This window comes from Bradyrhizobium sp. AZCC 1678 (assembly GCF_036924765.1).
Classification (GTDB): Bacteria; Pseudomonadota; Alphaproteobacteria; order Rhizobiales; family Xanthobacteraceae; genus Bradyrhizobium; species Bradyrhizobium algeriense.
Genome location: NZ_JAZHSE010000001.1, coordinates 5477108 through 5495702 on the forward strand (window position 1 = coordinate 5477108; position 18595 = coordinate 5495702).

The following is an 18595-nucleotide window of genomic DNA, read 5'->3' on the forward strand; positions in this document are numbered from 1 at the left end:
CAGCAACGCTCTGCGGGTAACGAAGTGCTCTCAATGGCGAGGACAAGTCATGAGCTGCAAGCCAGTCGAGCGCCGGCTTTCGCAGGAAACTCAGCCTGGAACGGCGGAGGCGCATCAGTCCGACCTGCAAAATGGCGAGCGCCCTCACGCGGACGCAGAAATGACGCGCGTGCTAAAGATGGCGCCGGTTCGCATCGCCTCCGATCCGTCGAGCGGTGTGATCGCTTATTGGAAGCATGACGCGCTGCACGACGTCGTCGCACCCATGGCCGACCACGTCCTCATGACTTTCCCCTCGGGATCACTGCGGTTCGAGCGGCGGACCGGGAAATCGGTGGTGTTTGGAACGGCGCGTCCCGGCACGGTGACGGTCATCCCGGCCGGCTCCACCTCGCGATGGGACATTCCCGAGTCCTTGAACGTGATCCACCTCTACCTTCCGCAAACAACGCTTGAGCGCGTTGCGCTTGAAGCGGGCACGGCATCTCCCGGCGATCTGATCGATCGATCGGCGCATCCCGACCCCATTACATCCCGTCTGCTCCTGAGTGCGGCGGATGTGCTCGGCAAGGCTGGCATTCGCTCCGTTGCTCACGGACTTTTCGAGCCGTTCCGAGAAAAAGGAATTCACGTCGCGACAATGACTGTCTTCGCCTTTGTTTCCCCGGGATCGAGGGAGGCCTCATCGGTGGCCGAACACTTCTGGCATCTGTACAGCCAGCCAAAGGACTCCTGGACCGCCGAAACGAACTACGCCCCGCCAGCGCATGACACCAGGGAAGCGATGAACATGCTGCGTGACACCGACGAATCGATCGTCTCGATTGCGACCGCGCTTGGCTATTCGTCGCAGACCGCTTTCGCTGCGGCGTTCTGAAAGCGACCGGCGAAAGCGAGCGATTGGCAAAGCGCAGGCGTTAGCAGCAATCGCTCTACAGGTACGGCAATCGCTCTGGCGCAACCGCAGCTCCTATCCGCTAGACCATCACGGTGCCAATCCAACTGGATGGAGAAAAAAGATGATCTGGAAAAGCATCGACAGCCCCCGTGCGATCGCACCGGCTTCCGCGCGCTGGTCCGCGATGTCTGGTTTTGCCAGCAAGACGGCTGAGACAGTCTCCGACTTCGCCAGCGTCGTTCACAATCTGCTTATGGATGTACGCGATTGCTACCGGCCCGAACTGCACTACATGCGTGGCCCCGGTCCGAAATGGCGCGCCAAGAATCAGCCCTGGCTAAGATTCGATTCTGCCCCGGGCGATTGGCGGAAGCACATGCGTTAGCAGCAATCTCTCGACAGGTACGGCAATCGCTCTGGAGCAGTCACAGGTTTGGTCCGCTAGATAAAGACCATCGCAGTGCTCACCGCCTATAGGAGACAAACTATGGCCTGGAAGAATTTGATCGGCCCATGTGCAATCACATCGCGACGCAGGGTGGTCGCGAGCGCCCTCATGTACGGACTTTCGTTGTCGGTTCGCTTCACCTCGGCAACGGGCGAGGAGGTGGAAATACCGGCGCAGTCCGTGCAAAGGACCAATCCCGTGATTTCCATCATGGCTAGGAATGGCGCCCAGCTCCCCTACCAGGACTGGGGCCTGAGGTCCGCTCAGCCGATTGCCTTTCGAGAAGGCTCGCGGCTGAGTTCCGGAGGCTGCCGCGCGGCATGTGAATCCCCCATGCCGATATCGTCAATGCCGGGCTGCGTCTCTCCTTAAGAGCCCGCGATTTCGTTTCACCTCTTCGTTCGCATCGCGCGCTGTCCTCAACGAGATCAGCGAGCGGTAGCGCGCGGACTTTTGGAAGTTCAACCACAGGAGCAAACACATGCGACTAGTCATCATCGGCGCCGGCTTCGCCGGCATGTATGCCGCCCTCTCCGCGGCGCGCCTGCGCGATATCCAGGGCGTTTCGCCGGAGGAGCTCGAAATTGCGCTGGTTGCGCCCGAGCCGACGCTCGTCGTCCGCCCGCGGCTCTACGAGCCGAAGCCCGAAACAATGACGGCACCTCTGCTCGATGTCCTCAACGCCATCGACGTCGTCTACGTGCAAGGCAGTGCCGAGACGGTGGACGCCAAGTCTCGCATGGTGCAGATCACCACCAACAAAGGCACACGAAAGACCCTCTCCTACGATCGCCTGGTCGTAGCCACCGGCAGCCGGCTGTTCCGCCCCAACATTCCTGGTCTCGCCGAACACGGCTTTTCCGTCGACTCGTTCGATGATGCGGTTGCCCTCGACAAGCATCTGCACGACCTGGCCAGGCGGCCGGCGGTGAACGGCCGCGATACCGTCGTCGTCGCAGGCGGCGGCTTCACCGGCATCGAGGCGGCGACGGAGATGCCCACGCGGCTGCGCGCGATCCTCGGCAAGAATGCCAAGCCGCGCGTCATCATCGTCGAACGCACCCCGGCGATCGCCCCCGATATGGGCGAAGGCCCCCGCCCCGTCATCGAGGAAGCGCTGCGGAAGGTGGGCGTGGAAACGCGGGTCGGCGCCGGCGTCGCCTCGCTGGACAAGTCCGGCGTCACGCTTTCAAACGGCGATCACATCGAGACGGAGACGGTGATCTGGGCGGCCGGCATTCGCGCTGCCCCGTTGACCCAACAGATCCCGGCCGAACGCGACAGTTTCGGCCGGCTGTTGGTCGATCGCTGTTTGCGCGTGCCGGGCGTCCAGGGCGTATTCGCCACCGGCGATGCCGCTCGCGCCGCCTGCGACGATGAGGGCAACTATGCGCTGATGTCCTGCCAACATGCCACGCGGATGGGTGCCTTCGCCGGCAACAACGCCGCAGCGGAGCTCCTCGGTGTTGCGACCAAACCCTATCACCAAAGGGCCTACGTCACCTGTCTCGACCTCGGCGAAGCCGGCGCGCTGTTCACGCGCGGCTGGGAGCGCAAGGTGGAGATGGTCGGCGACGTCGCCAAGAAGACCAAGCAGGAGATCAACGGCGTCTGGATCTATCCGCCCAAGCCCGAGCGTGCCGCCGCCCTCGCCTCGGCCGATCCGGAGCGGGTGACCGATCTCTAACGCTCGACGCAACACGGGCCGCGCCTTCCACGCGTGAAATGCGGCCGCTTGGAATCTCGCATCAAAATCGAACGTCAACATCGATCAATGGAGCCTTCAAAATGAACCAGATGATCCGCAACATCAGGCAGAAGACACTCAAGAGCCTGGACAACACCTCACACCCGGACAGAGCGGGGACCGACGAGTTGGTTCCGTCGCGCTATGCACTGCAAATCGGTGAGATTGACGTGCTTGTGATCAGCGATGGGGTGCTAACGCCGCCATCCGAGTCCATGGCCACCAACGCCGATCCGGCCGTCCGGTCGGCCTGGCTGGACGACATGTTCTTGTCGCGGGACGCGTTTGATTGGGCGCTGAACGAGGTCGTGGTACGCAGCGGCGGCCAGACCATACTCATCGACGCTGGACTGGGGGAGGAGTACCCGGACTTTCCGCGGGCCGGGCAGTGGGGCCAGCGACTGGAGGCCGCCGGCATCGATCTTGGGTCGGTGACCGACGTGGTGCTGACCCACATGCACTTTGATCACGTTGGCGGACTGCTCGTCGACGGCGTGAAGGATCGGTTGCGCCCGGACCTGCGGATCCACGTGGCCGCCGCCGAGGTCAAGTTCTGGGCGTCGCCCGACTTCTCCCGCACCGCCATGCCGCCGGCGCTCGCGGACTTGGCTCGACGGGCGTCCAAGCAATTCCTGGACGAATACCGCAGCCAGCTGCGGCCGTTCGATGAGGAGTGTGAGGTTGCGCCCGGAGTCGTCGTCCGTCGCACCGGCGGCCACACCCCCGGGCACAGCGTGGTTCGCCTGGCGTCCGGCGATGACCGACTGATGTTCGCCGGCGACGCCATATTTCCGGTCTCGTTCGATCATCCCGAATGGCACAACGGCTTTGAGCACGACCCAGAGGAGGCGACCCGTGTTCGGCTCCAACTCTTGCGGGAGCTGGTGGCGACCGGCGCGTGGCTGGTGGCCACGCACATGCCCTTCCCCTCCGTTGGCCGGGTCGCGGCTGCCGGCGACCTCTTTCGTTGGGTACCGGCCTGGTGGGACTACTGACAGCTTGTTGGGTTAGGGCCGAACCAGGGCGCGTAGCAAACGCTTCATCCGATACGGGCCGCGTTTCCAGCGCGGGAGCGCGGCCCGCTCACCCAAAACCCTTTTGGAGCTCGACCTCGATGAAACACGGGACCGTGCGCGCGAGCGCGTTCGCCATGCCGCTGACGATGGCTCGGGAGCTGAACTGCGATGCTCATCGCATCGTCGCGAGTTGGACTGCGAGAGCACACGCCCGGTCGTACTCGTCGAGATTGATCCACTCGTCGATCGTATGCGGCTCGTTCTGCCCCGCGCCGAAGGTCACCGTCGGAACGCCGTGGCGGACCATCCAGTTTGCATCTAGCCCGCCATTCGCGGCGCGGATGCTCGGTGTTGCGCCGATGCCGGACACCGCCGCAACCGCGCGTTTGACCACGGGCAGGCTCTCCTTCATGCGGAACGGATAATAGTCGGTCTCAGCCTTGAACTTGACGCGGCCCGACTTGCCATCGCTGTTGTTCACGCGCTTTGCTGCCTTCTCGAACGCCGCCTTGTAGGCCTTCGTAATCTCCTTGAAGAACTTGCTGTCGTGGCTGCGGCTTTCGCCGCGCACGTGCACATAGTCGGTGACAACATTGGTGGCGTCCCCGGCCGGCCGTCCGTCGCCGCCGGTGACGGGGCCGACATTGCTCGTGCCCTGCCGCTTGCGCTTCACCACCTTGCCGAACCAGCCACCGGCCTTCACATCGGCGAGCGCAAGCGCCAGGATCATGGTCGAACTGATCCCGCGCTCGGGTGCGACACCTGCGTGCGACGCGCGGCCGAAAATCTCGACCTGCCAGCGATCCGCACCAACGGCGCCGATCGTGACATTGGAGGCAGAGCCGCCGTCGTAGTTAAAGGCCATGACCGGCGAGCCGAGATCGGCGGTCTTGACATGGCGCGCGCCGTAAAGCCCGCTCTCCTCGCGCACGCAGAACAGAAGCGTGATCGGCGGATGATCGAGCTTCTGTTTCGCAAGCTCGGCCGCCAGCGTGACGAGAACGCCACAGCCGGCGCGGTTGTCGCCACCGAGCGCGGTCTTCGCCTCATTGACGATCTTGCGCCCCGCAAGCTTCGGCTTCGCTCCGGCGCACAGCGGCACGGTGTCCATGTGAGTCATGAACATGATCCGCGGCTGGTTGTGCATTGCGCCCCGGCCGGGCAGATCGACAATGAGATTGCCGGTCTCTGTCGGCACGGGAATGCGTGTATTGGCGTCGTCGAGGCGGATCGCGGTCGCCGGAACGCCACTTTCCTGCAGCGCCGCGCTGAGCTCGCGCCCTATCGCTGCCTCCTTTCCGGTCACTCCCTCGACAGCGAGGAAGCGCATGAGGCGATCGGTGGCGGTTTTGACGTCGACGGGCATGACGATCCCTTGATGTGGCTTGCGGAGCTCGTAAGCATCGTTCGAGACGCGCTGCTTCGCAAGGCTCATTTGGAAGAGTCGGGCATGCCGAGCCGTAGGTAGCTCGCGGCCGGAAGGCACCCTCCCCTTAGGATTTCCCAGTCCGATGTCGGCTTCCAGGCCACCCACATCAGCCAACCTGTTATCGGATGGGAGGCCGCTGCGTATGCCAGTCCGTCATCGACTGGAAGGCATGCGCGGCACGTGCAAGCACCTCCTCGGAGAGATGAGGACCGACCAGTTGCATGCTCAGCGGCATCTGATCTGAAGCCATCCCCATTGGCAGCGTAATCGTGGGGCTCCCACTGAAGTCGAATACGGCTGTGAACCGCAAAATACTCAACAGCACGCCAGGATCGGCGCCATATTCACTCATTTTGGCAAGCGTCGGAATCGGCATCGGCATTGTGGGGACGAGTAACAGGTCGATGTCCTCGAACAATGCCGCCAGGCTGCCGGAGAATTTCAGCCGCTCGTGATGAATGGCCGCGATCTCGACACCGCTTACCGATCTGCCTTGCTCGATCAACTGCGCAAGGTCCGGACCGTACTCTGACTTGCGCGACGGATACGTCTCCAGGTGAGCTTCGGCCGTCTCCACCGAGCACATCGGAATCCACTGACTGACGAGCTTCTCGTAGGAGGGAAATTTGACCTCACGGATTTCTGCGCCGAGATCAGCCAGAGTGCGCTCCGCTTCCAACAAGGCTGCCACGACCTGCGCGTCTATTCCTTCCTGAACGTATTTGCGATCCACGCCAATCCTGAGACCGCGTACGCCATCGCCAATCCGAGCCGGATAATTCGGAGCGGGAGCCAGCAAAGCCGTTGGGTCGTTTGGATCCGCGCCTGCGATAACGCCCAGCATCGCCGCGGCATCCGCGGCGCTTCGGCACATCGGTCCGACATGATCAAGCGAGTCCGCCAACGGGAAAACGCCGTACCGGCTGACCCGGCCCCATGTCGGCTTGATTCCGGTCAGCCCGCAGGTGGCCGATGGAAACCTGATCGAACCGCCGGTGTCACTCCCGATCGATCCGTAGCAGAGCCCGGCCGAGGTCGCGACACCGGATCCACTCGATGAGGAGCCAACCCAGTAATTCGCATTCCAGGGATTGAGCGGGGCCTGATCATCCGGATGATGGCTCGTATAGGCGCCTTCCGTCATCTTGAGCTTTCCGAGCGTCACCGCACCGGCGCGCTCGAGCCGGTCAACGATCGTAGATGAATTTCTGCCGCTCGCCTCGCCCGCGCAGCGGGCTTTGCCTGGACGATGCCCTGTCATCGCCCTGCTGGGCACGGAAACTCCGAGCCGGCTGAAGCTCGTGCTGGAGCTCGATCCGGCGTCGTTTCTCGTCAAACCGCTGCGCTCCGCGGGCATTTATGCGGCGCTGGTCATGGCGTTCGAGCGGACCGAGCGCACCAACGAGTTGAAGCAGCAAGTTGTCAAGCTGGAAGAGCGCCTTCGCTCGCGTCGGGTCGTGCTCGCTGCCGTCCTTCAAGTGATGCATTCGCACTCCATCGCTGAACCCGCCGCCTTTGCACTAATCCGGCGAGCCGCCATGGAGCAGCGCAAAACAATTGAGCAAATGTCAGCGGAGATCGCGGCAAACGGCAGTTTACCCCGCGCGACCGGATAGATTCACCATCGCCTGGTCGCCGGACTTCGCGGCAAGTTCCGTACCGGTCGCGCATGGCAAGGATGCCCAAGGTCACGAAGTCCTTCAGATGGCCACGCGGAGCAGCCCGCTGCCTACCTGCTTGCTCGAGTATGTCCAGTTCAGCTGAAGTTCAACAGTGTGTCGAGGGTCCTGGCTCAGTTCGTGTCACTCCACGCGCAGGGCGCCGTCTGCAGAGATCGGTCCTGTCAGGCTCATTCGTGCGGGCGGCAACGACGTCAATTCAATTTGCCTGCCGGCGAGACCGGCATATGCTCACAGCAATAAAAAATTTCAGGGAGGCGATAAATGGCAAAGCAGTTGATGGCGGCGGCTGTTCTTCTCATGGCGGTCGGAATGAATGGCGCACAGGCCCAGGATTATCCCGCGAGAACGGTCACGATTATCGTTCCGTTCGCAGCCGGCGGGCCGGCCGATATCACGGGCAGGATAGCCGCCGACATTTTCAACCGTCATCTCGGCCAGAAATTCGTGGTGGAGAATGTCGGAGGTGCCGGTGGCACCATTGGCGCACTTCGCGCCGCTCGCGCGCCGTCCGACGGATACACGATCCTGTCCGGTCACTTGGGCACCAATGCGCTGGCGCCGGCGTTCTATCCGAATCTGGGCTACGATCCGCAGAAGGATTTCGAGCCGATTGGACTGACCGCCGAATATCCCGAGCTGCTTGTCGTCCGCAAAGACTTCCCCGCCAATAATCTCAACGAATTCGTCGCCTATGCCAAATCCAACGCGAGCCAGCTCAATGTCGGGCACGCCGGACTTGGCTCGGTATCCTACATCGGCTGTCTCCTCCTCAACGCGGCCATCGGCATCAAGCCGACAATGGTTCCGTTTACCGGCACAGCCCCGGTGTTGAATGCGATGCTCGGCGGTCAGATCGACTATGAATGCGATCCGGTGCTCGGCACATTGAGCCAGGTGCGGGCTGGCACCGTCAAGGCGCTGGCAATCGCCGCCAGGAAACGCAGCCCGATGTTGCCGGATGTACCAACTTCCTAAGGGCCTGCCCGAGTTCGACTGCGCTCCTTTTTACGCGGTGTTCGTACCAAGTGGCACGCCGCAGTCAGTTATTGATAGACTTGCGGAAGCCCTGAACAAAGGCCTCAGCGAAGATTCAGTGCAAAAACGGTTGGCTGATCTCGGCGCCGATATCGTGGAGCCTGACCGCCGTGGACCAAAGGCACTCGCGAACCTGATAAAAAGCGAATCTGCCCGGTTGATGCCGATTCTAAGAGAAGCGGCGGAGAAATAAGCGCTGCGAATGTATCTGCCGTTGGAACGCGTTCGCTTCCGTTAGAGCATTATCGGTTCTGATTGAATCAGAACCGAAGCCCTAGATTCTTGTTTTGACGCATTTTCTTCACGCGAACCGGTACCCACTTCGCTCGAAAACGCTATGGTAGCTCATCGACATTGGCTAATGCCCCGCCAGATAATCGGCGCGAACGGGCGCGGTGCCTGATGGCGGCACATCAAGGCGCACGGCGATGCCCTCCAGTTGCGGGCTTGGAGCCGGATAAAGCTTCATGACGAGCGGATCATGCCCCGGAACGATATAGCTCTCATCCGGCGCAAGCGCCCGCAGCCGATCAAATCCCTCCAGCATTTCGCCGATATGGAGGGCGGTCGTAAACGGACGCTCACTGGCCATATTCTCGTAAAAATGACTGACATCGGAGGCAACGACGACAAATCCCCGGCGGGTCCTGACGCGAACGAACTGAAGTCCGGCGGAATGGCCGCCGGCCGCATGTATCGTAAGGCCGGGAGCGAGCTCGGCGTCGCCATCATAGAACAAGACGCGCCGCGCATAGTTCAGCCGTACAATCCCGCAGACGTCCTCGACCTCGAACGAATGCGACAACCTCGGATATCGCATAAAGCGTCCCGTGGCATACGCCAGTTCGCGTTCCTGGAGATGGAATCGCGCGTTCGGGAATCGGTCGAAATTGCCCGCATGGTCGTAATGCAGATGTGTGAGGATGACATCCTCGACCTCGTTCGCACCGATGCCGAACGCACTGAGCGTCTCCACCGGACAACGCAGGAACGTCCGCTTTCGCTTCTTCGATACTTCCGCGTTGAATCCGGTATCGATGACAAAGGTGCGGCCCCCTCCCCTTGCCAGCCACATGAAATAGTCCATCGGCATCGGTCCGTCGTGCGGATCGCCGCCGATGAAATGCTCGCTCCGCCGCGCCTCGCGAGTGGCATAGCGGATAGCAAAGAGTTCGTACTCCTGCTCGGCCATGCTATCTCCTCATAGAGCGGCGATTCATCACTTTGCGTCGACTTCGTTGAACGCCTCGCGCGCATTCCGGAAGGCATCGATTCCCGACGGGATGCCGCAATACACCGCGACCTGAAGCAGTATCTCCTTGATCTCCTCCTTGGTGAGGCCGTTCTTCAGTGCTCCCTTGACGTGCAGCTTCAGCTCGTGAGGCCGATTCAGCGCTCCGAGCATCGCCAGATTGACGATGCTGCGGGTGCGACGGTCGAGTCCCGGCCGGGTCCACAACGCGCCCCAGCAAAACTCGGTCGACCATTCCGCCATCGTCCGGGTGAATTCGTCGGCGCCGGCGATGGATTTGTTGACGTACTCTTCGCCGAGTACTTCCTTGCGGACCTGCAGGCCTTTTTCGAACAACTCGCTCATCATTGGTTCCTTCCATTGTTTGAGTATTGCTTTTCAGGTGCGGCTCAGCCGTGTGCCCTCATCAGGCTTGAGACGTCAGCAAGCGTGTCGAGACGCCAAACATCGTCGATGATGCGATCGATATCCCAATCGCTTTGCCCCAGCCGCGCACAATCGCGCATTTTCGCTTCGATATCACGGTCCGACAGCGGATCGGCAAGACTGCCTTTCGCTTCCATCACGACCTCACTAAGCATCTCCCCCGACGCCATTTGGATAGCGACGCGCGCGGCGCCGTTCGGAAGCGAAGCGTCAAGCTCCGCCTTCACTTTCTGCCGCAAGGCCGCGATCTCCGGCCGAAATACGATCGCGTCCGAGAATTCGGTGATGCCGGCCGCGCCCAGCAGCAATGCACAGGCGGCACAATGATGAATGCTGACCCGCGCATCGCGTTCGTTGCGAACCGGCCGGTCGCCGCGTGCCAGCAAAAGCGCCGAACCCCGCACCGTGATGAAGGCGATATCGTCGATGCGCCGATCCAGCTTTTCCCGCAATTTGAAGCAGGCGTCGATCACGGCATGAAACACGATGCCCGCAGGATAGGGCTTGTAGGTGTTCTTCGCGATCTCCCAGGTCTTGCCGAGACTGTCCGTCAAACGCTCAGGATCAGGTTCGTCGCCCATGGCACGGGCCCAGCCGAGCGGCCCTTCGATGGCCCGTGGCGATGCGGAATAGCCTTCAGCCGCGAGCAATGCCGCAAACAGGCCGTTGCGCGCCGCATTGCCGACGCTGACATTCTTGGCGGCGCTCGGAAGATTTTCGACGATGCCGGCCGATTGGCTTGCCGCAATTCCAATCGCATTGGAAATCTGGTCTGCCGGGAGGCCGAGCAATTTGGCGCAAGCGGCCGCCGCGCCGAACACGCCGCAGGTCGAGGTGATGTGCCAGCCACGCGCATAGTGTCCGGGAGATACCGCATTGCCGACGCGGCATTCGACCTCCACGCCGAGAATGAATGCGATCAGAACGTCCCGCCCCGAAAGCCCGCGCGCCTGCGCCAATGCCAGGACCGGTGCAGCAACGGGCGCTGCCGGATGAATGATCGTGTCCAGATGGGTATCGTCGAAATCGAGCAGATTGGCCGAAATCGCGTTGACGAACGCCGCGCCCATCGCATCGAGCCGCTCGGAGCGGCCGATGATCGCCGAAGTTGCGGCGCCGCTGAACGGCGACAGCACGCGCAAGGCAACGCCGACCGCAGGGTCATGAGCCGAACCGAGGGCCGTCGCAAAGAAGTTCAGAATCGAACGCTTCGCTTCGTGATTCTGCCTCGCGACATCCGTCCACGTTGTACCGGCAACGAAATCGGCGAAAATTGTGCCGACGCCTTGCGCTTCATCTTGCCGCACTGAGCGAATTCCCCGGAGCTTGTTTTTCCAATCCTATTCCGGCGCATTGAGCCCTGTCGACAGAATTCTTATGCTTGACAGATTAACTGACAATCTGTGAGTTTGGTCAAACGCGGCCAGGGAAACCCTGCCGCGGCAAGAACAAGAAAGCGCCAGCGGCGCGACAGGGAGCGAATCATGGCAGCAGAAACAATCGGCTTTGTCGGAACGGGCCGCATGGGCGGACCGATGGCCGGGCGCCTGCTCGACGCCGGCTATTCGCTGTGCATTTACGATGCACAGGCTGAAGCGACCAAGCCGCTGGTTGCGCGCGGCGCACGGCTGGCGAAATCGCCCGCCGAAGTCGCGTCAAGCGCAGACATCGTGCTGGCCAGCCTGCCGACCCCCGACATCGTCAAGGCCGTTGCGCTGGGGCCCGATGGAATCGTCGCCGGAAACCGCGCGACCGTCCTGATCGACTTGTCTACCACCGGGCCCGGCGCCGCCAAATTGATCGCGAAGGGATTTGAAGCGCGCAACCTGACGCTGGTCGATGCGCCGGTCAGCGGCGGCATCAAAGGCGCGGTGAACGGCACGCTTGCAGTGATGGTGTCCTGCCCGAAAGCGACCTATGACAGGGTTGAGCCGATCCTGAAGCACTTCGGAAAGCTGTTTTACACCGGCGACAAGCCGGGCACGGCGCAAACCGCAAAGCTCGCGAACAACCTGATGGCGGCGGCAGCGCTTGTGATCACCTCCGAGGCGGTCGCGATGGGCGTCAAGGGCGGCGTCAACGCCAAGGTGCTAATCGACATCATCAACGCCAGCAGCGGGCGCAACAGCGCTTCGGAAGACAAATTCCCTCGCGCCGTGCTTCCCGGCACCTTCGATTTCGGCTTTACCACCGGCCTCTCCTACAAGGACGTGCGGCTCTGCGTCGATGAAGCCGAGGCCATGGGCGTGCCGATGGTCTGCGGCTCGGTGGTCCGGCAGATGCTCGCCATCACCAACGCCAAATATGGCGCGTCTTCCGATTTCACCTCGATCGCGAAAGTGCTGGAGGAATGGGCCGGCGTGGAAATGCGCGGCTAGACCCGGGTCAACGGCGCGCGAGGACGATTGCCATGACAATCGGATCGACCGGATCAAGCAAGGTGTCGTTGGCGCGGGCGTTGGCACGCACCGCGCTTGCCGTCGACCTCCGCCGTTTTGACGCTGATGTCATCGCCAAGGCGAAAATCTGCCTGCTGGATTTTCTTTCCTGTGCCTTCGAGGCGAGAAACCATCCATGGAGTCGCCAGGCCATCGGCATCGCGCGCGAGGTCGGAAACGGCGCAACCGTCATCGGCACCCGCACCCTCGCCTCGCCGGGCGACGCGGCCTTCGCCAACGCCACCATGGGCCACGGCCTGGTGCGCGAAGACATGCATGCGGCCAGCATCTGTCACCATGGCGTGGTGATCTGGCCGACCCTGCTCGCTTTGTCGGAACGAACGCCACTGTCCGGCGCAACGTTCCTTGGCGCCGCGATCATCGGCTATGAGACCGGCGCACAGATCGGCCGCGCACTGTTTGCCGCCGACCTCGCGCGCCTCTACCGGCCGACCGGGCTTGTTGCGCCGTTCGGGGCAGCCCTTGCGGGCAGCTATGCTCTCGGCCTGACCGAAGACGTCGCAACCAGCGCAATTGCCATTGCCGCAAACACGTCGTCCGGCCTGAACGAATGGCCGCGCGCCGGCGGCTCCGAAATGTATTTCCACCCAGGCTTTGCGGCGCGCAACGCGATTGCCGCGGTCGAACTGGCCGAGGCCGGCGCGTGCACCTCCGAAACCATCCTTGAGGGCGAGGCCGGACTGTTCGCCGCCTTCGGCCGCCAGCCTGCCCCCGCCGGGATCCGATTGTTTGCCGGCTCCCAGCCCGAGATCATGGCCGTCTACAACAAGCCCGCTCCCGCCTGCAATTTCGCACAAACCGCAGCGCAGACAGCGTTACGTGTCGCGCGCGAACTCGGAACATCCGAAGACATCGCGACCGTTGCGATCAGAGTCCCCGAGGCGGCGGCCCGCTACCCCGGCTGCGACTCCAAGGGGCCATTTCACAACGCGCTACAGGCCAAGATGAGCATTCCCTTCAGCGTCGCAGCCGTGCTGGCGCGCGGTGCGCTCGAAGAGGACAATTACGCTGATATCGACGATATCAGGATCCTCCGCCTCGTCGAACGGACCGAGCTGCAAAGCGAGCCCGGTCTCACCGCCGCGTTCCCGGCCAACCAAGGCGCCGAGATCCGGGTTGGCCTCCGCAACGGAAACACCGTCCATCAGCGTCTCGACAACGTGATTGCCGCGACGCCCGAAGAAATCCGCACCCGCTTTCGGGGTGCTGCCGCCGCCGTTATCGGCGACAAGCAGGCGCGGCATCTGGAAGAGTTGATCGACAATTGCGCATCACTTCCGGACAGCCGCGTCATCGCCGCCCGGTGCCGGCTTGAGCCGACCGAACAACGGCTGCGGCCAGCGTCATGATCGATAACAACAAACAGAAAATGGGGGGCATCATGTTCAAACCGGAGACCGCCGATACGGCCATACCGATAATAGCCGGTGCGAAACACGGATGTTCCGTTCCTGTGCGAGGTTGCCAGTGACCCAGGCACTGGAAGGCTTCCTGCAGGCGTTGTCCGCCGGGCTTTTGATCGGCTCGGTCTACGGCCTGATGTGCGTCGGGCTCGGGCTGATCTTCGGCGTCATGCGGGTAATCAACTTCGCGCAGGGCGATTTCATGATGCTCGGCATGTATGCGGCATTCTATTTCTTCACCGCGCTCGGCGTTCAGGCCACTTTCGGCAACACCTTCGGTCCGTTCGTCGCGATCGTGCTTGCCGGCCCGGTGCTGGCCGTCTTCGGTTACTTCGTCCACCTCACCCTGATCTCGCGGGTATCCGGCACGCGCACCTCTTCACTCGAGGGCGAGGGTCACTACGCCCAGCTCATTCTTACGCTGGGGATCGCACTGATCCTGCAAAATGGTGGCCTGCTCGTGTTCGGCTCGGTATTGGCCTCGATCCGGACGCCGCTGTCGAGTTCGGCGTGGGAGCTCGGACCGCTGTTTTATGACGTCAGTGTCTTCATCAACAAGGCGCGCGGGATCGACGCGGTCGTCTCGCTGGTGACGATGCTGCTGCTGACGCTGATGATCACGCGGTCGCGGATCGGAAAATCGCTGCGTGCCGCGGCCGACAATCCTACCGCGGCGACCTATATGGGCATCGACGTCGACCGTGCGCACCGCATTGCCTTCGCACTCGGCACCGGCATTACCGCGATTGCCGGCGGCCTGCTCGCCACCAACTACCCCTTTCACCCCTTTGTTGGTGTCGAATACGTCATCGTCATGTATGCCGGCGTCGTGCTCGGCGGCATGGGCAGCATCATCGGCGCCTTCTGGGGCGGCATGACGATCGGGTTGGTCCAGCAGATGTCGACGCTGATCCTGCCGACGCAATTGCAGAACGCCGCGATCTTCGTCGTGTTCCTCCTGATCATCTTCTTCCGTCCGCAAGGTTTCTTCGGGCGCATGGTCGAAAGGACATGATCATGCGCGGATGGCGTTCGCTGCTCCCTATCATCGTCTTCACCGCGCTCTATGCCACGGTGTCGCTAAGCGTGACCAATTCCTATTACCAGTTGGTGATGACGTTGGTTCCGGTTTGGGCGATCTTCGGCTTGTCGTGGAACCTGCTTAGCGGATACACCGGGTTGATCTCGTTCGGTCATGCCGCCTTCTTCGGCGTCGGGGCCTATGCCGTCGTGCTCGGCCAGATCCATTTCGATCTATCGCCGTGGATCATGATCCCGATCGCGGCCATCCTCGGCGGCATCGCCGGACTGCTGATCGGCTTTCCGACCTTCCGCCTGCAGGGGCACTACTTCGCGCTGGCGATGCTCGCCTACCCGCTCGCCATTCTCTACGTGTTCGAATGGCTCGGCCTTCAGGAAGTCACGCTGCCGATCAAGCGCGATAATCCGATCGCCTATATGCAATTCGCCGATCACCGTCTCTACACGCTTCTGGCGCTGGCGATGATGCTGGCCACGATCCTGCTGACGCGTGCCATCGAACGATCGCGCTTCGGCATGGCGTTGCTCGCGATCAAACAGAATGAAGCCGCCGCGGAAGCCGCGGGGATCAACACGCTGGCCTGGAAGCTCCGTGCCGTCACGCTCAGCGGCGCCATCGCCGGAGCGGTTGGCGGGTTTTATGCAGTCGTGCTGCTGGTGGTGACCCCGCAATCCGTGTTCGGCATGCTGGTGTCGGCACAGGCGTTGACGGTCGCCATGTTCGGCGGCGTCGGAACGGTCTGGGGTCCGGTGATCGGATCGGTGATCCTGATACCGCTGGCCGAAACGCTCAATGCCGAAGCGGGCTCGCGCTTTCCCGGAATTCAGGGGGTGATCTATGGCCTCGCGATCATATGCGTCATTCTTCTCGCGCCTGAGGGCCTGTTCTGGAAAGTGCGAGACTTCCTGCGCAAGCGGTCGGCACCACCGGCTGCGGCAACGTCGAGCGCGCCGGATGTCCCGGTTGCGGTTGCCATCCCCGCCGCACCGGCACCAGCGCGTGCCAAACGATCCGTCGGAACAGGCGACGTCGTCCTGGAAGTTCGCAACCTGTCGCGCTCGTTCGGCGGATTGAAGGCCGTGCAGGATGTCAGCTTCAAGCTGCGGCGAAATGAGATCCTCGGGATCATCGGTCCCAACGGGGCCGGCAAGACCACGCTGTTCAACCTGCTGAACGGATTCCTTCGGCCAGGTACGGGCGAAATTCTCCTCGACGGGCGGGAGATGTCCGGCCGCAAGCCGCATGAGCTCTGCGAGGCAGGCATCGGCCGCACCTTCCAGATCATGCGCCCGTTCCTGCGCATGTCGATTTCGGACAATGTCGTGGTCGGAGCCTATGTGCGCGCCAAGACCGATGTCGAGGCAAGGAAGCTGGCGGCCGATGCAATTGCCCGCGTCGGACTGTCCGAGATCGCCGAGCGCATCGCCGGCGAACTCACGACCAAGGAATTGCGGCTGATGGAACTCGCCCGCGCGCTGGCCGGACAGCCGCGCATCCTGCTGCTCGACGAGACGCTCGCGGGCCTCGGACACGACGAGGCTGATGAGGTCGTCGCGGTAATCCAGCGGCTTGCCCGCGACGGCATGACGATCGCGATCATCGAACACACGATGCAGGCGATGGTTCGCCTGGTTGACAGTTTCCTGGTGCTCGACCACGGCGCCGTGATCGTCGAGGGCGAACCAGAAGCTGTCACCCGCGACAGCCGCGTTATCGAGGCCTATCTCGGCAAAAAATGGGTGGCCCATGCTCCGCATTGAAGGGCTGACCGCCGGATATTCCGCGATTCCCGTTTTGAACGGCGTCTCGATCAAGGTCGAGGAAGGCCAGTTCGTTGCGATCGTCGGACCGAACGGCGCCGGCAAGACCACGCTGTTCAAGACGATTTCCGGCATCGTGCGCCCAAGCGCGGGAACGATCACATTCAGGCATCACGACCTGCTGTCGATCCGGCCGGCGCAACGCGCGCATCTCGGCATCGCCCACGTACCGGAAGGCCGCCAGGTGTTTCCTTCGCTCACGGTGATGGAAAACCTCGAAATGGGCGCGATGACCGAGGCCGGCCAGCGCGACTGGAAACACAACATCGAGCGCATCTTCGAATGGCTGCCGATCCTGGCCGAGCGCCGCGGCCAGTTCGCGGGCACGCTGTCGGGCGGACAGCAGCAGATGCTCGCGATCGGCCGCGGGCTCGCAGGCTCGCCCAAGCTCCTGATGCTGGATGAACCCTCGATGGGCCTCGCGCCCACGATCGCCGATTTCATCTTCGAACGGCTGATCGAAATCCGCCGGCAATCGAACCTGACGATCCTGCTGGTCGAACAGCGCGTCGCGGAGGCCCTTGAATCCGCCGACCACGGCTACGTGCTCGAAGCCGGCCGCGTCGCACTCGAAGGCAACAACCAAACCTTGCGGGCGGACGACCGTATCCGCAAGGCCTACCTCGGCATGTAACCAACAAACGACACCATTGGGAGGACGAAAATGGGCCAGGACAACCGATCCGACAAGGTCTCGCAGACGTCGCTGACGCGACGAACCGTGCTTTCCGGTGCGGCTGCGATCGGCCTGTCGACGGTAGCTCGCGCGCAGCAGCCGGCGGAGGTCAAGGTAGGCCTGATCGTGCCGTTGTCGGGTATCTATACCCGTCCGGGCCAGGTGATGCGCATGGGCGCCGAGATGGGCATCGAGCACATCAACGCGCAAGGCGGCATCAAATCGCTCGGCGGCGCGAAGATGAAGCTTGTCGTGATCGATTGCGGCGACACCACGGAAAAGGCCAAGAACGCCGCGCAGCGCATGGTCGCACAGGAGGCCGATCTGGTTGCGGCGACCGGCTCCTATCTGAGCTCCTTCACGCTGGCCGTGACTGAAGTCACCGAGCGCGCCGAACTGCCAGTCCTCACGCTGTCGTATTCGGATTTGCTGACCGAACGCGGCTTCAAATTCATCTTCCAGACGGCGGCGCCTGCGAGCCGGCAATCGGAACTCGGCCTGCCCGAACTGATGAAGCTTGCCGAAGCCGCCTCCGGCAAGCGCCCGAAGACAGTGGCGATGCTGATGGATAACACGGCGACGTCGGTTGCGACCGCCAAGGCGCTCAAGGAGAAGATCTTTGCGCAGGAAGGCCTGCAACTGGTCGTGGAGGAAGTGTGGACCCCGCCGCTTTCCGACGCCACGCCGCTGATCCAGAAGGTCAGATCGGCCCGTCCGGACCTGCTGCTGTTCATGCCCAACGCCATCTCGGACGCCAAACTCGGCCTCGAAAAAATCAACGAGTTCGGGCTTGGCCAGGGCAAGATTCCAACCGTGTCCTTCTCGATCACGATTGCGGAGCCGGACATGCTGCAAAGCGTCAGCACCGACGCCGTGCAGGGCATCATGACGGTTGTCGCCAACTGGGGCTCAAAGGGCCATGAGGCGCTGATCGCCGAGTTGAAGGCGAAGTACAAGGAGCCCTGGATGACGCAGAATGTCATCTCGACCTATGGCGACATGTGGCTGATGAAGGCCGCCCTCGAGCAAGCCGGCAAGGCCGACCGACTTTCCGTTGCGCAGGCGTTCCGCACCATGGATGGCGGGCCGTCGAAACACTACCCCGGCGGCCAGCTCAAGTTCGACGAAAAGGGCCGCCGTGTCGGCGCCGGTGTTGTCATCGTGCAATGGCAATCCGGCGTGCCCGTCACCGTCTATCCGTCCGACCTCGCATTAGCTGCTCCGTTCTGGCCGAAGAAATCTTGACTGCAACGCATCTCAAA

Annotated in this window: 18 protein-coding genes; 13 read left to right on the forward strand and 5 right to left on the reverse strand. The window is 62.4% G+C overall.

Annotation, left to right across the window (positions count from 1 at the left end; genetic code table 11):
- Nucleotides 1–49: 49 nt before the first annotated feature.
- The 4 genes from V1294_RS26300 (at nucleotide 50) to V1294_RS26315 (ending at nucleotide 4088) form a co-directional block, all read left to right on the forward strand.
- Nucleotides 50–877, forward strand: a complete 828-nt coding sequence (locus tag V1294_RS26300; protein ID WP_334501152.1) for an AraC family transcriptional regulator — start codon at nucleotides 50–52, stop codon at nucleotides 875–877.
- A gap of 142 nt (nucleotides 878–1019) precedes the next feature.
- A complete protein-coding gene (locus tag V1294_RS26305; protein ID WP_334501153.1) occupies nucleotides 1020–1283 on the forward strand; it encodes a hypothetical protein in 264 nt (87 codons plus the stop codon).
- 544 nt (nucleotides 1284–1827) lie between these two features.
- On the forward strand, nucleotides 1828–3033 hold the full coding sequence (locus V1294_RS26310; protein WP_334501154.1) for an NAD(P)/FAD-dependent oxidoreductase: 1206 nt from the start codon (nucleotides 1828–1830) through the stop codon (nucleotides 3031–3033).
- Nucleotides 3034–3134: 101 nt separating this feature from the next.
- Nucleotides 3135–4088 (forward strand): MBL fold metallo-hydrolase, encoded by a 954-nt coding sequence (locus V1294_RS26315; RefSeq protein ID WP_334501156.1) that lies wholly within the window; start codon nucleotides 3135–3137, stop codon nucleotides 4086–4088.
- Between the two features lie 193 nt (nucleotides 4089–4281).
- On the opposite strand, the gene V1294_RS26320 is transcribed toward V1294_RS26315, so the two are convergent.
- Complete coding sequence (locus V1294_RS26320) at nucleotides 4282–5475, reverse strand: M20/M25/M40 family metallo-hydrolase (protein WP_334501157.1); 1194 nt, start codon at nucleotides 5473–5475, stop codon at nucleotides 4282–4284.
- Nucleotides 5476–5656: 181 nt separating this feature from the next.
- A complete protein-coding gene (locus tag V1294_RS26325) occupies nucleotides 5657–6682 on the reverse strand; it encodes an amidase (protein WP_334501159.1) in 1026 nt (341 codons plus the stop codon).
- A gap of 1 nt (nucleotide 6683) precedes the next feature.
- Here V1294_RS26325 and V1294_RS26330 point away from each other — a divergent pair, with 1 nt between their 5' ends.
- The 3 genes from V1294_RS26330 to V1294_RS26340 all read left to right on the forward strand — a co-directional run bounded on the left by V1294_RS26330 (nucleotide 6684) and on the right by V1294_RS26340 (nucleotide 8448).
- Entirely contained in the window at nucleotides 6684–7154 is a 471-nt protein-coding gene (locus V1294_RS26330; protein ID WP_334501161.1) for an ANTAR domain-containing response regulator, read from the forward strand.
- Between the two features lie 327 nt (nucleotides 7155–7481).
- The gene (locus V1294_RS26335; protein ID WP_334501163.1) at nucleotides 7482–8195 is read left to right on the forward strand and encodes a Bug family tripartite tricarboxylate transporter substrate binding protein; all 714 of its coding nucleotides are present in this window, start codon (nucleotides 7482–7484) and stop codon (nucleotides 8193–8195) included.
- A complete protein-coding gene (locus tag V1294_RS26340; RefSeq protein ID WP_334501166.1) occupies nucleotides 8179–8448 on the forward strand; it encodes a tripartite tricarboxylate transporter substrate-binding protein in 270 nt (89 codons plus the stop codon). The genes V1294_RS26335 and V1294_RS26340 overlap by 17 nt, the downstream gene beginning before the upstream one ends.
- Nucleotides 8449–8613: 165 nt before the next feature.
- Here V1294_RS26340 and V1294_RS26345 read toward each other — a convergent pair whose 3' ends face one another.
- The 3 genes from V1294_RS26345 to V1294_RS26355 are packed head-to-tail and all read right to left on the reverse strand — an operon-like array spanning nucleotide 8614 to nucleotide 11240.
- On the reverse strand, nucleotides 8614–9447 hold the full coding sequence (locus V1294_RS26345; RefSeq protein ID WP_334501168.1) for an N-acyl homoserine lactonase family protein: 834 nt from the start codon (nucleotides 9445–9447) through the stop codon (nucleotides 8614–8616).
- Nucleotides 9448–9474: 27 nt separating this feature from the next.
- A complete protein-coding gene (locus tag V1294_RS26350; RefSeq protein ID WP_210205915.1) occupies nucleotides 9475–9852 on the reverse strand; it encodes a carboxymuconolactone decarboxylase family protein in 378 nt (125 codons plus the stop codon).
- A gap of 44 nt (nucleotides 9853–9896) precedes the next feature.
- Nucleotides 9897–11240: an MmgE/PrpD family protein gene (locus tag V1294_RS26355; protein ID WP_334501170.1), complete on the reverse strand. Its 1344-nt coding sequence runs from the start codon at nucleotides 11238–11240 to the stop codon at nucleotides 9897–9899.
- Nucleotides 11241–11336: 96 nt separating this feature from the next.
- Here V1294_RS26355 and V1294_RS26360 point away from each other — a divergent pair, with 96 nt between their 5' ends.
- The 6 genes from V1294_RS26360 to V1294_RS26385 all read left to right on the forward strand — a co-directional run bounded on the left by V1294_RS26360 (nucleotide 11337) and on the right by V1294_RS26385 (nucleotide 18578).
- Entirely contained in the window at nucleotides 11337–12311 is a 975-nt protein-coding gene (locus V1294_RS26360) for an NAD(P)-dependent oxidoreductase (RefSeq protein WP_334479437.1), read from the forward strand.
- A 32-nt stretch (nucleotides 12312–12343) separates the two neighbouring features.
- The gene (locus V1294_RS26365) at nucleotides 12344–13741 is read left to right on the forward strand and encodes an MmgE/PrpD family protein (RefSeq protein WP_334501173.1); all 1398 of its coding nucleotides are present in this window, start codon (nucleotides 12344–12346) and stop codon (nucleotides 13739–13741) included.
- Nucleotides 13742–13871: 130 nt separating this feature from the next.
- Nucleotides 13872–14810 (forward strand): branched-chain amino acid ABC transporter permease, encoded by a 939-nt coding sequence (locus tag V1294_RS26370; RefSeq protein ID WP_442895464.1) that lies wholly within the window; start codon nucleotides 13872–13874, stop codon nucleotides 14808–14810.
- Nucleotides 14807–16597: a branched-chain amino acid ABC transporter ATP-binding protein/permease gene (locus V1294_RS26375; RefSeq protein ID WP_417021124.1), complete on the forward strand. Its 1791-nt coding sequence runs from the start codon at nucleotides 14807–14809 to the stop codon at nucleotides 16595–16597. The genes V1294_RS26370 and V1294_RS26375 overlap by 4 nt, the downstream gene beginning before the upstream one ends.
- Nucleotides 16584–17291: an ABC transporter ATP-binding protein gene (locus V1294_RS26380; RefSeq protein WP_108517981.1), complete on the forward strand. Its 708-nt coding sequence runs from the start codon at nucleotides 16584–16586 to the stop codon at nucleotides 17289–17291. Before V1294_RS26375 ends, V1294_RS26380 begins: the two co-directional genes overlap by 14 nt.
- Before the next feature lie 30 nt (nucleotides 17292–17321).
- Nucleotides 17322–18578, forward strand: coding sequence for an ABC transporter substrate-binding protein (locus tag V1294_RS26385; protein ID WP_334501178.1), 1257 nt, complete (start codon nucleotides 17322–17324; stop codon nucleotides 18576–18578).
- Nucleotides 18579–18595: the final 17 nt, after the last annotated feature.

Coding starts and splice junctions, on each gene's coding strand:
- V1294_RS26300 (WP_334501152.1), top strand. CDS start 50: ATGAGCTGCAAGCCAGTCGAGCGCCGGCTTTCGCAGGAAACTCAGCCT.
- V1294_RS26305 (WP_334501153.1), top strand. CDS start 1,020: ATGATCTGGAAAAGCATCGACAGCCCCCGTGCGATCGCACCGGCTTCC.
- V1294_RS26310 (WP_334501154.1), top strand. CDS start 1,828: ATGCGACTAGTCATCATCGGCGCCGGCTTCGCCGGCATGTATGCCGCC.
- V1294_RS26315 (WP_334501156.1), top strand. CDS start 3,135: ATGAACCAGATGATCCGCAACATCAGGCAGAAGACACTCAAGAGCCTG.
- V1294_RS26320 (WP_334501157.1), bottom strand. CDS start 5,475: ATGCCCGTCGACGTCAAAACCGCCACCGATCGCCTCATGCGCTTCCTC.
- V1294_RS26325 (WP_334501159.1), bottom strand. CDS start 6,682: ATGACGGAAGGCGCCTATACGAGCCATCATCCGGATGATCAGGCCCCG.
- V1294_RS26335 (WP_334501163.1), top strand. CDS start 7,482: ATGGCAAAGCAGTTGATGGCGGCGGCTGTTCTTCTCATGGCGGTCGGA.
- V1294_RS26340 (WP_334501166.1), top strand. CDS start 8,179: ATGTACCAACTTCCTAAGGGCCTGCCCGAGTTCGACTGCGCTCCTTTT.
- V1294_RS26345 (WP_334501168.1), bottom strand. CDS start 9,447: ATGGCCGAGCAGGAGTACGAACTCTTTGCTATCCGCTATGCCACTCGC.
- V1294_RS26350 (WP_210205915.1), bottom strand. CDS start 9,852: ATGAGCGAGTTGTTCGAAAAAGGCCTGCAGGTCCGCAAGGAAGTACTC.
- V1294_RS26365 (WP_334501173.1), top strand. CDS start 12,344: ATGACAATCGGATCGACCGGATCAAGCAAGGTGTCGTTGGCGCGGGCG.
- V1294_RS26375 (WP_417021124.1), top strand. CDS start 14,807: ATGATCATGCGCGGATGGCGTTCGCTGCTCCCTATCATCGTCTTCACC.
- V1294_RS26380 (WP_108517981.1), top strand. CDS start 16,584: ATGCTCCGCATTGAAGGGCTGACCGCCGGATATTCCGCGATTCCCGTT.
- V1294_RS26385 (WP_334501178.1), top strand. CDS start 17,322: ATGGGCCAGGACAACCGATCCGACAAGGTCTCGCAGACGTCGCTGACG.